Here is a 13,867-nt window from a genome sequence, read left to right on the forward strand (position 1 = left end):
CCATGACCGACAAGCCCCAGAACCGTCGCAGCCGCCCTACGTTCACCGACCAGGAGGCGCTGCAATTCCACTCGCAGGGGCGTCCCGGTAAGCTCGAAGTCGTGCCGACCAAGCCCATGGCGACCCAGCGCGATCTTTCGCTGGCATATTCCCCCGGTGTTGCCGTGCCGGTGAAGGCGATTGCCGAAAATCCGTCACTTGCCTTCGATTACACCACCCGCGCCAACATGGTGGGGGTGATCTCGAACGGCACTGCCATTCTCGGCCTTGGCAATCTCGGTGCGCTGGCGTCCAAGCCCGTGATGGAAGGCAAGGCGGTTCTCTTCAAGCGCTTCGCGGACGTGGATTCCATCGATCTCGAGGTTGATACCGAGGACCCGGACGCGTTCATCAACTGCGTGCGCTATCTCGGCCCTTCTTTCGGCGGCATCAATCTGGAGGATATCAAGGCTCCCGAATGCTTCATCATCGAGGAGCGTCTGCGGGAACTGATGGATATTCCCGTCTTTCATGACGATCAGCACGGCACAGCGATCATCGCGGCAGCGGGCATGATCAACGCGCTGCATCTGACCGGGCGCGACATGAAGAAGACGAAGCTCGTAGTCAATGGTGCGGGGGCTGCGGGGATCGCCTGCACTGAGCTTCTCAAGGCCATGGGCTTCACGCCGGACAACGTCATCCTCTGCGATACCAAGGGCGTGGTCTATCGCGGACGCGCCGAGGGCATGAACCAGTGGAAATCGGCTCACGCGGTTGAAACCGATGCCCGCACCCTGGCGGATGCATTGAAAGGCGCTGATGCGGTTTTCGGCCTCTCGGCCAAGGGCGCGTTCAGCGACGACATGATCCGCTCCATGGCGCCGCAGCCGATCATTTTCGCGATGGCGAATCCCGATCCTGAAATCACTCCCGAGGAAGTAGCGCGCATCCGTGACGACGTGATCATCGCAACAGGCCGCTCGGATTATCCGAACCAGGTCAACAACGTTCTCGGCTTCCCTTACATTTTCCGTGGCGCACTCGACGTGCAGGCGACCACCATCAACATGGAGATGAAGGTCGCCGCCGCGCAGGCGCTTGCAGCTTTGGCGCGCGAGGATGTGCCGGACGAAGTGGCGGCGGCCTATCAAGGTTCGCGACCACGCTTCGGGCGCGATTACATCATCCCTGTTCCGTTCGATCCGCGTCTCATCCACACGGTTCCCCCGGCGGTGGCGCAATCGGCCATGGATACGGGCGTCGCGCGTCGTCCCATCGTCGATATGCGCTCCTACAAGGCGCAATTGTCGGCGCGACTCGATCCAGTGGCCGGAACGCTCAACCGCATCTTCGAGCGCGTGCGCAAATTCCCCAAACGCGTCGTCTTCGCCGAAGGCGAGGAGGAGCAGGTGATCCGTGCTGCGATCTCCTTCGTCAATCAAGGCCTCGGCACCGCCATTCTGGTGGGCCGCGAAGACCGTGTTCTCGAAACAGCGACGTTCGCGGGCATCGAACTCGCCGGGCGTGAAGGTATCGAGATACACAACGCGCGCCTCTCGCATCGCAACGCGACCTATGCGCAGTTCCTTTATGAGCGTTTGCAGCGCAAGGGCTTCCTGTTCCGCGATTGCCAGCGCCTGATCAATCAGGACCGTAACCACTTCGCCGCCTCCATGGTGGCGCTCGGGGACGCGGATGCCATGGTGACGGGCGTCACACGTAATTACTCGACGGCCTTGAACGACGTGCGCCGTGTCATCGATGCCAAACCCGGACACCGCGTCATCGGCCTGTCGATCTGTCTCGCACGAGGCCGCACCGTGGTTGTCGCAGACACCGCGATTCACGAAATGCCGACCGCCCAGGAACTCGCGGAGATCGCCATCGAGGCGGCGGGCGTGACGCGTCGTCTTGGCTATGAGCCGCGTGTAGCACTCCTCTCGTTCTCCAATTTCGGTCATCCGAAAGCCGAGCGCGCCGAGAAGATCCAACAAGCGGTGCATATTCTCGACGGCATGCGCGTCGATTTCGAGTATGACGGTGAAATGTCGGCGGATGTGGCGCTCAATCGCGACCTGATGGCGCAATATCCGTTCAGCCGTCTCACCGGTCCTGCGAACGTGCTCGTCATGCCCGCGTTCCACTCCGCGTCCATCTCCACCAAGATGCTGCAGGAACTCGGCGGCGCGATGGTGCTCGGGCCCCTGGCGGTCGGCCTCGACAAGCCGGTTCAGATCGTCTCGCTCGGCGCGACCGACGCGGACATCGTCAACATGGCGGCGCTTGCGGCGTTCAATATTGGCGGCTGATCTTCATATACGTCTCAACCTGAAACGCTTTGCCGATCCAACGGCGAAGCGTTTCGGTCACTTTGAAAAAGGGAGGCCGACATGGCCGGACAACAACCCACCACCGTCGTCTTCGATATCGGCAACGTTTTGCTGCGGTGGGATCCACGTAATCTCTACCGCAAGATTTTCGACGACGAGGCGCGGATGGAATGGTTTCTGTCCACGGTCTGTACGCATGACTGGAATCTGGAGCAGGATCGCGGGCGTTCCTGGGAAGAGGCCGTGACGCTTCTTGTGCGCGAGCATCCTGACCATGAAGAGCCGATCCGCGCTTTTCATGAGCGCTGGGAAGAGACGGTCTCTGGTGATTTCGCGGACAACGTGGCGGTGCTGGAGCGCCTGCGCGAAAAGGGTGTGCCGAACTACTGCATCACGAATTTCTCGAGCCCGAAACTGGCGCTGGCGCAGAGGCGCTTTCCGTATCTCGGCGGCTTCGACGGCATCATCGTCTCAGGCGATGAGCGGCTTTTGAAACCGCAGCCGGAAATCTACAATCTCCTGCTCAGCCGCTACGGCCTCGTCGCGGAAGATTGCGTGTTCATCGACGATTCCAAGGCGAATGTGGAAGGCGCGCGGGCTGTCGGCATGCACGCGATCCATTGCCTCGAGACGACGGACCTTGCGAGTGAGCTGCGCCAGTATGGGATAGCGGCGTAGGGGCGTTTGTAGAAGGCGACAGAGCGGTTGCGCCGCCCTTCCCCTCTCCCGTCGGGAGAGGTCGAGCGAAGCGAGGGTGAGGGGTTACAGGTCCATCCGGTGAGGGGGCGTAACCACTCACCCCAACCCGCTCCCACAGGGAGAGAGAGAGCCTCCCCCTTTCAATCGTCTTGCCCTCCAGCACCACTTGCGCCATCACGCAGTATGCGTGCTTTCGACACCAGCCTTCCCATCGATGCCGTGCTTGCCGATCTTTCGGCGAGCCTGCGGGCGCGGTCCAATGCCGTGCTCGTCGCCCCGCCGGGTGCGGGCAAGACGACGCGGGTGCCGCTTGCTCTTCTCGATGAGCCCTGGGTCGAGGGCCGCAAGATCATCATTCTGGAGCCGCGTCGTCTCGCGGCCCGCGCGGCGGCGGACCGCATGGCGAAAACGCTCGGCGAGGCCGTCGGCGACACCGTCGGCCTTCGCGTACGCCTCGGCTCGAAGATCAGCCGCAAGACGCGCATCGAGGTCGTGACCGAGGGCGTCTTCGCCCGCATGATCCTGGACGATCCGGCGCTGGAAAACATCGCTGCCGTTCTCTTCGACGAATTTCACGAACGCTCACTCGATGCCGATCTCGGCCTTGCCCTCGCCCTTGATGCGCAGGGCGGCTTGCGGGAGGATTTACGCCTTCTCGTCATGTCTGCCACGCTCGATGGTGCGCGGGTCGCGAAGCTTCTTGGCGATGCGCCGGTCATCGAATCGGAGGGCCGCGCTTATCCCGTCGAGACGCGTTATCTCGGGCGCGATCCGAACCGGCGCATCGAGGAGCAGGTAACGGATGCGGTTACGCGCGCGCTTCGCGCCGAGCCCGGCTCCATTCTCGTCTTTCTGCCGGGACAGGGAGAAATCCGCCGCGTGGAAACGCAACTGCGCGAGCGCGTCAACGATCCCGCCGTCGATATCGCGCCTCTTTACGGCGCGCTCGACCGTGTTGAGCAGGATCTTGCGGTAAGCCCCGCCAAGCCAGGACGCCGCAAAGTCGTGCTGGCGACCTCCATTGCCGAGACATCGCTCACCATCGAAGGCGTGCGCGTCGTGGTTGATTCCGGCCTCGCCCGCGTTCCGGTCTTCGAGCCGAATATCGGCCTGACGCGCCTTGAGACCGTACGCGTCTCGCGCGCTGCCGCCGATCAGCGGCGCGGACGCGCGGGACGAACGGAACCCGGCATATGCTACAGGCTCTGGGAAGAAGCGGCGACAGGCGCGTTGGAAGCCTTCGCACGACCGGAAATTCTCTCCGCCGATCTTGCGCCACTTCTTCTTGATTGCGCGGCTTGGGGCGTGACTGATCCTTCGGCGCTCGCCTTCCTCGATCCACCGCCCGCGCCCGCGACGAAGGAGGCGAGGGTGCTTCTACAACAGCTCTCTGCACTCGATGAGGGTGGCCGCATCACTCAAGAAGGCCAGCGCCTGCGCAACCTACCTCTGCCGCCGCGTCTCGCCCGCATGGTTCTCGTCGCCGGTTCGCATGGGCAGGCACGGGAGGCGGCGGAGCTTGCCGCCGTGCTCGTGGAGCGCGGTCTTGGCGGCGATGTGGTGGATCTGAGCGAGCGTGTCGATCGCTTCCGCCGTGACCGCTCGAAACGCGCCGAGGATATGCGGCGCATGGCGCAAGGCTGGGCGAAGGAAAGTGATAGCGTCTCAAAAGAGAACAGCGCGCTCTCGACAGGCTCGCTCCTCGCCTTCTCTTATCCCGATCGCATCGCGAAAGCGCGCGGCAAGCAGGGCGAATATCTCATGGCCAATGGGCGCGGCGGGGTTCTGGAGCCGCATGAGCGGCTGGCGCGCGAACCGTTTCTCGCCATTGCGGAGATCGCCGGTGATGCTGCCTCCGCCCGCATTCTGGCGGCGGCTCCCATTTCGCTCGTGGAGATCGAAGCCGATTATGCGGATGATATCGAGCAGCGCGAGGAAGTCACGTTCGATCGACAGGCCAAGGCCCTGCGGGCACGCGGCGTTCGTCGCTATGGCGCTCTCGTCCTGAACGAGCGGCCTTTGTCCGTGCCGGCGACGGAGGAAAGCGCGCGCATTTTTGCGGCGGGTTTGGCGAGCCTCGGCATCGACGCGCTGCCGCTCTCCAAAGCGCTGGCGCAATGGCGCGAGCGTGTGATGTTTCTGCGCCGCGCGGAAGGCGAGGAATGGCCCGACCTTTCCAATGAGGCGCTGGTCGCAACAGCGGAAGAATGGTTCGCGCCGCATCTCGTGGGCAAAACCAGTTTGAACGACGTCGGCGCGGATACATTGAGCGAGGCGTTGAGGAGTCTTCTTCCCTGGAATCTTCAGCGCCGTCTCGATGCGGAAGCGCCGACCCATATCGAGGTGCCGACGGGTTCCGAAATCGCCATCGATTACGGGGCGGAGGAAGGACCGGTTCTGGCAGTGCGTGTGCAGGAGCTGTTCGGTCTCGACAAGCATCCGACGATTGCCGCAGGGCGCGTTCCGTTGGTGCTGCATCTGCTCTCGCCTGCGCAACGCCCCATTCAGATCACGCGCGATCTGCCGGGCTTCTGGCGCGGCTCATGGACGGCGGTGCGCGCCGATATGCGCGGGCAATATCCCAAGCACCCATGGCCGGAAGATCCCTTGTCCGCCCCACCGACCCGGCGCGCGAAGCCGCGCGGGACGTGATGAGCGGCGCGCCCGTCATTCTGGAATCCTCGCCTGTCATTCCGGGCTCCGCTGACGCGGCCCCGGAATGACGGGGAGGGGTTCATCCCGTGAAACCGAGCATCGGATTAAAACGTCTTGATCAGTCGCTCTGCCGTCGCGCGGTTCAGCGCCATCGGGATGTTGTAGACAAGCGCCAGACGCATCAGCGCCTTCACGTCCACATCATGCGGGTGAGGGGAGAGCGGGTCGACGAAAAAGAAGAGGGCGTCGATGCGGCCCTCGGCGATCATCGCGCCGATCTGCTGGTCTCCGCCGAGAGGACCGCTCTTCAGCCGTATTACGGAGAGAGCGGGGCAGCGCTCCATGATGCGCCCGCCGGTCGTGCCTGTGGCATAGAGCGAGAAAGGGCTGATCGCGCTCTCGTACATCGCCACGAAGTCCGCCATGTCGTCCTTCTTGGCATCGTGCGCGACAAGCGCCAAAGTTCGTTGCTTCATGTCCCCCTAGAGCTATCGCGCGCCGGCTATGGTCCACCGCGCCACCCTATCCCTTTTGGTTCAAACGCGATCTCAAGGCTGTGCCGGATCGCGCCCTATCAGTTGTTCCAGCGTTCACGCCACTGCAATTCACCGGCAAAGCAACCGGGGCGTGGGGTATCCTGAATGCGCTGGAGTTTCACAATTTCAGGCGGCGTGATGTTGGCGACCTCCAGCAAGATCTTGGTCTTGATGGCCTGTGGAAACTGATCGCGATCCCTAACGGGAATCATGAACGAACCTGGGCCGCCGATCACGCATTCCTTGTAATAGGCATCGAGATTGGGGATGTCGAGATAGCCCGGTTGGCGGAGCATGAGCGGCAAGCCATTGATGATGATGCCCTTGGCGTTTGCCTCATCGCGGGCTTCAGTCACAGAGCGGCCTTGATTATTCGGCCCGTCACCGGAGACATCGATCACCTGTCTTGCGGCCTTGACATTGCTTTGGCCGAAGAGCTTCGCGCCGAAGTCGATGGCGCTCGAAATTGAAGTTCGCTGCGCTCGGCGCAAGGGAGTCGAAGATATTTTCTCCGCGAAGGCCAGAAGTCCTTCCAGGTTGTCCAGGATCGTCCAGGGTATGATCACCTGCTGGTCGCCCGATCCCGCCCATTCCATGTAGGTTACAGCGATACGGCCGTTAAGGCCGTTGCGGATGGCGTCGTGGACGAGCGGGGAGCGGAAAGCCTGCGCGAAACCCTCACGCTGGAGGGCCTGCTCGTCCGTATCCATGGAATATGAAATGTCGACAGCGATGACGAGGGCAAGATCGACCTCCGGCTGCGCCAAGGCGGGAGAGGTCAAGCTCATGGAGCATAAGGCGAGAGTAAGGCCCGCGGCGAGGCATTTCAGGGCGTACCGAACCATTGCTTTCCCCTCTCGGAGGCAGACGGCTCGGATGAGTTTGGGTTGAATCTGCCGTTAGGGCAAGGTTAGGTTTGGACGAATCTTCTCCGCGATGAGCTTCAAAGCCGCCTCGAAAGAGGCATTGGCATCGAAACGCGTCGTATCGAGCGTGATCGCGTCCTCAGCTGGGCGGAGGGGGGCCGTGGCCCGGCCGATGTCCCGCTCGTCGCGGCGGCGGATGTCGGCCAGGATCGTTTCGAATTCCGTGTTCTCGCCCCGTTTGAGAAGCTCGTTGTGCCGGCGACGGGCACGCTCCTCGGGCGAGGCTGTGATGAAAAGTTTCACATCCGCATGAGGACAGACGACCGTTCCGATGTCCCGCCCGTCCAGGACCGCTCCTTTCGCCTGCGCGGCGAACTGGCGCTGAAAGGCGAGGAGGGCGTCTCGCACGGGTTGATACGCGGAGATCACGGAGGCTGCTTCGCCCATCTCGGCACCGCGCAGGCGGCTCTCGTCGAGGTGGGCGGCGTCCAGGCGTATTGCGGCCAGGGTTGCCGCGTCGCGGTCCGTGAGCGGCGTTCCCTGGTCGATGAGCGCACGGGCCACCGCTCGGTAGAGAAGGCCGGTATCGAGATGGCCTAGACCGAAATGATCCGACAGGCGCTTTCCGAGGGTACCTTTGCCTGAGGCGGCGGGGCCGTCGATGGCGATGATCATGGGGCGGCTCAATCCCTGATCTCGGCGCCGAGTCCGCGCATGAGCGGGATGAAGGTGGGGAAACTGGTGGCGATCATCGCCCCGTCATCCACTGTGACCGGCTCTTGCGTCGCAAGCCCCATGACGAGGAAGGACATGGCGATACGGTGGTCGAGATGCGTCGCGATAGGCTTGCCGCCTCCGCGCACGGGACCGCCGGTCCCGTGGACGATGAGATCGTCGCCCTCGATGGTGTAGCGCACGCCTGCTTCGCCAAGCCCGTCCGCGACAGCGGCAAGGCGGTCGGATTCCTTCACCCGCAATTCGTGCAGACCCTGCATCCGCGTATCGCCTTCGGCGAAAGAGGCTGCAACGGCGAGGATGGGATATTCGTCGATCATGGCCGGGGCACGCCCTGCCGGGACGGTGACGCCCTTGAGGCGGCTTGTGCTGATGCGCAGGTCCGCCACCGTCTCCCCACCCTCATCCCGCTCATTCAAGCGCTCGATGGAAGCGCCCATTTCGAGAAGGGTCGTGATGAGGCCGATACGCAGCGGGTTCATCATCACGCCCTCGAGCACGATTTCCGAACCCGGCGTGATCAAGGCCGCGACAAGCGGGAAGGCGGCCGAGGAGGGGTCGCTCGGCACGACGACACTCGAACCGCGAAGCTCCGGCTGTCCTTGCAGGGTGATCTCGCGACCGTCCGCCCCATGGGGTTTGACCTCGACGCGCGCACCGAAATGGCGAAGCATCCGCTCCGTATGGTCGCGGGTGGCCTCCCGCTCGATCACGGTGGTCTTGCCGGGGGAATTGAGGCCAGCCAGCAGGATAGCGGATTTGATCTGCGCCGAGGCGGCGGGCGTCTCGTAGACGATGGGCGTCGTCTCGCGCGGTCCGCGCAAGGTGAGGGGCACGCGCCCGCCTTCGGCTTCACTGACGACGGTGACGCCCATCTTCACGAGAGGGTCGAGAATGCGGCGCATGGGGCGCTTGCGTAAGGAAGCGTCGCCGTCGAAGGTCGTGGTGATCGGGTGGCTGCCGGCGACGCCCATCATCAGGCGCGAGCCGGTGCCCGCATTGCCGAAATCGAGCATGCCCGACGGTTCGGTCAGCCCGCCGATGCCCACGCCACGGATGCGCCAGCGGCCTTCCCCCTCACGGGTGATCTGAGCCCCTAGAGCGCGGCAGGCCTCGGCCGTGCGCAGCACGTCGTCCCCCTCGAGCAGGCCCTCGACCCGGGTTTCGCCGATGGAGAGAAGGCCAAAAATCATCGACCTATGGGAGATCGACTTGTCGCCCGGAACACGGATGCGGCCCTTCAGGCCCGCTCCTGCCTTGCTCGTGACCTGCGATGCCGGCCCGTGCCCGTGTGACATGCTTTCCCCCTTGAATTCCTTGAACTTCCGTGCGCTCCTAACACGAGGCTTTGACGCCGTCATCCCGGCGAGGAGGGATGCTCGCAGAAGAGCCACAATTTCGTATTTGACAAGAATTCTCCCCGCGACTAACGGGGAGCGCTCTCAACTTTTCTTATTCGAAGGCATACACCGTGGCCAAACCGGAACTCGGCTTGAAGCGCCAGTGCATGAGCTGCGGCGCAAAGTTCTACGATCTGAACAAAGATCCTGCGACCTGCCCCAAATGTGGCACAGTCTTCCAGGCTGTTGCGCTCGCGCGCGTCGCCGCACCTGTCGTCGCCCGCGCCGCTAAGGAAGAGGAAGACACCGAGCTCGAATCAACGGGCCCGGAGTTGGTCTCTCTCGACGAGGTCGAGGCGGCAGAAGCAGATAAGGATCTGCCCTCCGACGACGATATCGACGTTGGTACGGACGTCAGTGAGGACGACACTTTCCTTGAAGAAGAAGAGGAAGGTAACGACGACGTGTCGGATTTGATCGATAGCGACATCGAAGACGACGAAGAGGCTTGAACCTCGCGTCAGACCCGACTATAGAGACGCCGCTGCTTCGACAGCGACCCTTTCCGCGGTGCCCCAAACGCTGCGGACCAGAGTGGGGCCATAGCTCAGTTGGGAGAGCGCTTGAATGGCATTCAAGAGGTCGGCGGTTCGATTCCGCCTGGCTCCACCAAATATCTTCCAAGGAACGGCAGGTTCCTTGACCCTTCCAAAAAAGAAACTCGCAGCCGCTTAGCTTCATTTGAACCGAGGCCATGCACGCGGTTGTTCGCGCTCGTCCAGCGTTGGCGGCCGACGTCCGCGCAGGGCGTGAATGCGGCCTATTCCAATAGAAACGGATGGGTCGCCCGATCAGAAATTCACTTAAGTTTTGCGCAGACTGGTTCCATCCGGCGCCCAGGTCCCCGACACGCGAATCGATGAAAGTTTCCCATGGCGAACGTGACATTCTTTGAGGATTTTCCCGGCAACGTAACGATCGAGGCGATCCTCGATCCGCGTGCATTCGATATTCCCTTGAACACGAATCGCGACTTCACGATTCACAACACGAGTGCCGGTCCGCTTGCCGATTTTTCCGTGACGTTTACCGGTAACGGCTTCACCTATGACGGTTTGACGCCGACCGCCGGCACCATCAACACGGTCGTGGTTAGCAACTTGAATGGGGACGATGTCGTGCGCATGAGCGGCCTCTCGTTCTCGCTGGCGACATTCTTCCAGATCTTCAAGCAGCAGGGCGGATTGGCAAGCCTGGATCAGCTTCTCGCCGGGGCCGATACGGTTGGCGGAACGAACGGCGACGACCATTTGTCGAGCTATGGCCTCGCTGGAGATCAGATCAGCGGTGGAGGCGGAAACGATCATATTTACATTCGCCAGCAAAACGGAACGACGGCCATCGGCGGCGAGGGCAACGACACCTTCGTGATCGGGAACGGCGCGACCGATATCAGTATTTTCGGCAGCAACGTCTTCGGTGAAGGCGGGGCGGATGAGACGGACATCGTGGAGATTCGCGGTTCGGCCTCCTTCAAGGCGATCCTCGATATCGACATTCTGCGGTTCGCCGATGTGGGGGCGCCGACGATTGCGACCATCGACGCAAACAGCTTCTCCGCATCCCAGATCCAAGGCTCCGCATCCGGCGCGAACGCCATCGTCTTCACGAGCGGAGCGCAAGCGACCTGGCTCGATCTGACGGACATGACTCTGATCAATTGGGGCCGCGCCGATCAGACGATCTCGGTCGTTCTAGGAAGCAACCCTACCAGCAGCTTCGACGACCGGATCAACGGCAGTGAGTATGCCGAGAGCATCTCCGCCGGATACGGTCGCGATGTCCTCTATGGCAACGGCGGAGACGATTTTCTGTCCGGCGGTGCGGGGCACGACATTCTCGACGGTGGCACGGGTAACGACACGCTTGACGGCGGCGAGGGCCCCAACATCCTCATCGGCGGCTTGGGCGACGACACCTATATCGCCAACAGTGCGGACACTCTCATCGATATCGGTGGCTTCGACAGACTTCTGGTCGATCGTTCTTCGTCGCTCGTCGATCTCAACTTCATCGAAGGTCTCGAGGCAGCGGATAGAAAAAGTACGAGCGCGCTCACGCTGACGGGCAACAAGTTCGCCAACACCATTGTCGGTAACGCCGGAAAGAACAAGCTCATCGGTGGAGCAGGCAAGGATGTGCTGGAAGGGCGTGAAGGAAACGATGTGCTGACCGGTGGTGCCGGCGCGGACACTTTCGTCTTCAATACGGCGCTCAACAGAACCAGAAATGTCGACAAGATCACTGATTTCAAGTCGGAGGATACCATCCGTCTCGACCATGCGATCTTCACGAAGATCACCAAGGTCGGAACCCTGAAATCCTCCGCCTTCCATATCGGCGATAAGGCTCATGATCGCGATGACCGTATCATTTACAACGCCAATAGCGGCGTTCTCTCGTATGATGCGGACGGGAGCGGGAAGGGCGCGGCAATTGCTTTCGCGCAGCTCTCAAAGGGCCTTAAGCTGACCTTCAAAGACTTTTTTATCGTCTGACGAAGGTGGAACGTTGCTGTCCGATCGCGCGCATCGCGTGATCGGACGGGCATTCAGCCGCGCGCGAGTGCCCGGCCGGTGCGCCACACCGAGAGATACCTCCCCCGGACTGGAATCCTTAGGCGAGAGTGCGTCTTCGCACCCTGCGCCGTTATGACCGCGTAATCCTAGCCACTCAAATGGGGCGACGCAGCGGGAGGTGTCGCATGCATCTCCTTTTGAGGTCGGGAAAAATGGCGCAGGTAATCTCAACAACCGTCAATGCTGGCGAAGACGGAGCGACAGCGTCGCAAGGTAATTCAGTGATCGTAACGAGCCTTGGTGTGCTCAATGCCGCTCGAACAGGAATTTTGGGGACGGGCAGAGCCACAGTATCGATCTACGGCATCGTAAATGGAGGCGTTAATGGCGCCGACCTCACAGGAAATGCCAACGTTCTTACCGTTGGACAGGGTGCAGTCCTGTTTGGAAACCAATATGGCGCTCGCGTTGGCGGAGGGGGCATCGGCAACAATCAGATCATCAACGATGGTGAAATCTCTGCGGGCCTTAGTAGTGCCCTCACCATCTTGGGAAGCAACAACACGATCATCAATAATGGAGTGATTTCCACCCAAAGATTTGAGGCGATTCTGTTGTTCGACAGCGGCGCGTCAGGCAACAAAATCCTCAATACAGGCACCATTATCGGCGGTTATGATAATCCGGACGGAACCGGTGCGCAGGTCGCTATCAATGGATACGGTGTAAACGAGTACATCAAGAACCAAGGCCTTATTGTCGGCGATATACGACTCCGACATGGAGATGACATCTACGATGGCCGGGGTGGTTCCGTCTTTGGCATAGTGGATCTCAGCTTCGGAAATGACACCGCCTATGGAGGGGCTAACAACGAGATCATCAGCGCTGGGGCCGGTGACGACTATATCGACGGAGGAGAGGGGACGGATACGTACATCCCAATTCTTGATCAGCCGATTTCGGCCATAGTCGACCTTAGGATTTCAGGTCCGCAGAATATTGGTCTCGGTCTTGGCTCCGATGTCATCCGTAACATTGAAAATATTACGACCTTTGGCGGCGCCGATCACCTGATTGGAAATGATGCGGCTAATTTCTTGTCGGCTGGGGATGGGAATGACACGTTGGAGGGCGGACTCGGCAACGACACCCTCGACGCAGGTGCCGGTGTCGATACCGTCGTCTATTCAGGCTCGGCCAACGCCAAAGTCGACCTAAGAGGCCAGCAAGGCTTCGCAAGCGATACAGGTTACGGCTTCGACGTCCTCTTAGGGATAGAGAACGTCATCACGGGCGATGGCAACGATCGTATCTTTGGAAATGAGGAAGCCAATTTGCTGATCGGTGGGGGCGGCAATGATACGCTGGCCGGCGAGCGTGGCGACGACACGCTCGATGGAGGGACCGGTACGAATACCGCCTACTTCTTTGGGACATCTGATCAAGCGACCTATCACAACAATGGCGATGGCACTTGGACAACGACCGGGATAGATGGAACCGATCTACTCAAAAACATTCGTATTCTCGAGTATCGCGATAAATCGATCGTACTCTGGAACGCTGCCCCGACTTCGCTAGGCCTGTCTTCGTCCTTTGTGGCGGAGGATGCTCTTGCGGGCACCATTGTAGCCAGTTTGTCGGCGACCGATACCGATGGTGACGTCCTGACCTACAGCCTCACTTCGAGCGACGGTCCTTTCCGCATCGACGGTACTAACCTCGTGCTCACCGGCTCCCTCGACCATGAGACCCGCGCTAACCATAGCCTGACTGTTCTGGCCAAGGATGCCTATGGCGGACAGGTGAGCAAGACCTTCACGATCGAAGTGGGCGACGTGGTCGAGACGACACCCTTCACTCTTTACGGCACTCCGGGAGTCGATTTCCTGCAGGGCGAGGCCGGAAATGATGTGCTCTATGGGTATGACGGCAACGACACGCTGCGGGGCGAAGCCGGCAACGACAAGCTCTATGGTGGTGCCGGCAATGACGTTCTCGTCGGCGGCGACGGACAAGACATCTTCGTCTTCGACACGAAACCGAACAAGAGGACGAACGTCGACAAGATTGTGGATTTTTCGGTGGCTGCTGACACGCTTCATCTTGCGAAGTCGATTTTCAAGACGCTCACGAAGACGG

10 protein-coding genes and 1 tRNA gene (1 of these 11 only partly in view) are annotated in these 13,867 nt (G+C 61.1%); 7 read left to right on the top strand and 4 right to left on the bottom strand.

All coding sequences use genetic code 11. From position 1 onward, the window contains the following. Positions 1-2: 2 nt before the first annotated feature. The 3 genes from AB4072_RS09845 to hrpB all read left to right on the top strand — a co-directional run bounded on the left by AB4072_RS09845 (position 3) and on the right by hrpB (position 5,663). A complete protein-coding gene (locus AB4072_RS09845) occupies positions 3-2,291 on the top strand; it encodes an NADP-dependent malic enzyme (RefSeq protein WP_441967577.1) in 2,289 nt (762 codons plus the stop codon). An 81-nt stretch (positions 2,292-2,372) separates the two neighbouring features. Next, entirely contained in the window at positions 2,373-2,990 is a 618-nt protein-coding gene (locus tag AB4072_RS09850; protein ID WP_441967579.1) for an HAD family hydrolase, read from the top strand. Between the two features lie 204 nt (positions 2,991-3,194). Continuing rightward, a complete protein-coding gene (gene hrpB / locus AB4072_RS09855) occupies positions 3,195-5,663 on the top strand; it encodes an ATP-dependent helicase HrpB (RefSeq protein ID WP_441967581.1) in 2,469 nt (822 codons plus the stop codon). A 107-nt stretch (positions 5,664-5,770) separates the two neighbouring features. On the opposite strand, the gene AB4072_RS09860 is transcribed toward hrpB, so the two are convergent. The 4 genes from AB4072_RS09860 to aroA all read right to left on the bottom strand — a co-directional run bounded on the left by AB4072_RS09860 (position 5,771) and on the right by aroA (position 9,101). After that, on the bottom strand, positions 5,771-6,142 hold the full coding sequence (locus AB4072_RS09860) for a methylglyoxal synthase (RefSeq protein ID WP_441967583.1): 372 nt from the start codon (positions 6,140-6,142) through the stop codon (positions 5,771-5,773). Positions 6,143-6,240: 98 nt separating this feature from the next. After that, positions 6,241-7,047 carry a DUF1194 domain-containing protein gene (locus AB4072_RS09865; RefSeq protein ID WP_441967584.1) on the bottom strand — a complete coding sequence of 269 codons (807 nt, stop codon included), beginning with the start codon at positions 7,045-7,047 and terminating at the stop codon, positions 6,241-6,243. A gap of 54 nt (positions 7,048-7,101) precedes the next feature. After that, a complete protein-coding gene (gene cmk / locus AB4072_RS09870) occupies positions 7,102-7,743 on the bottom strand; it encodes a (d)CMP kinase (RefSeq protein WP_441967586.1) in 642 nt (213 codons plus the stop codon). Between the two features lie 8 nt (positions 7,744-7,751). Then, positions 7,752-9,101 (bottom strand): 3-phosphoshikimate 1-carboxyvinyltransferase, encoded by a 1,350-nt coding sequence (aroA, locus tag AB4072_RS09875; RefSeq protein WP_441967588.1) that lies wholly within the window; start codon positions 9,099-9,101, stop codon positions 7,752-7,754. A gap of 173 nt (positions 9,102-9,274) precedes the next feature. Here aroA and AB4072_RS09880 point away from each other — a divergent pair, with 173 nt between their 5' ends. The 4 genes from AB4072_RS09880 to AB4072_RS09895 all read left to right on the top strand — a co-directional run. After that, a complete protein-coding gene (locus tag AB4072_RS09880) occupies positions 9,275-9,655 on the top strand; it encodes a TIGR02300 family protein (RefSeq protein ID WP_441967590.1) in 381 nt (126 codons plus the stop codon). An 84-nt stretch (positions 9,656-9,739) separates the two neighbouring features. Continuing rightward, a tRNA-Ala gene (locus AB4072_RS09885) sits at positions 9,740-9,815 on the top strand. Between the two features lie 260 nt (positions 9,816-10,075). Next, positions 10,076-11,701 carry a calcium-binding protein gene (locus AB4072_RS09890; RefSeq protein WP_441967592.1) on the top strand — a complete coding sequence of 542 codons (1,626 nt, stop codon included), beginning with the start codon at positions 10,076-10,078 and terminating at the stop codon, positions 11,699-11,701. A gap of 206 nt (positions 11,702-11,907) precedes the next feature. Then, positions 11,908-13,867, top strand: partial view of a cadherin domain-containing protein gene (locus AB4072_RS09895; protein ID WP_441967593.1) — the 5' portion only. It continues 188 nt past the right edge of the window; only the first 1,960 of its 2,148 coding nucleotides appear in the window; it begins with the start codon at positions 11,908-11,910; the stop codon falls past the right edge of the window.

The sequence above is a fragment of the Microvirga sp. 2MCAF38 genome, assembly GCF_052115485.1.
GTDB lineage: Bacteria > Pseudomonadota > Alphaproteobacteria > Rhizobiales > Beijerinckiaceae > Microvirga.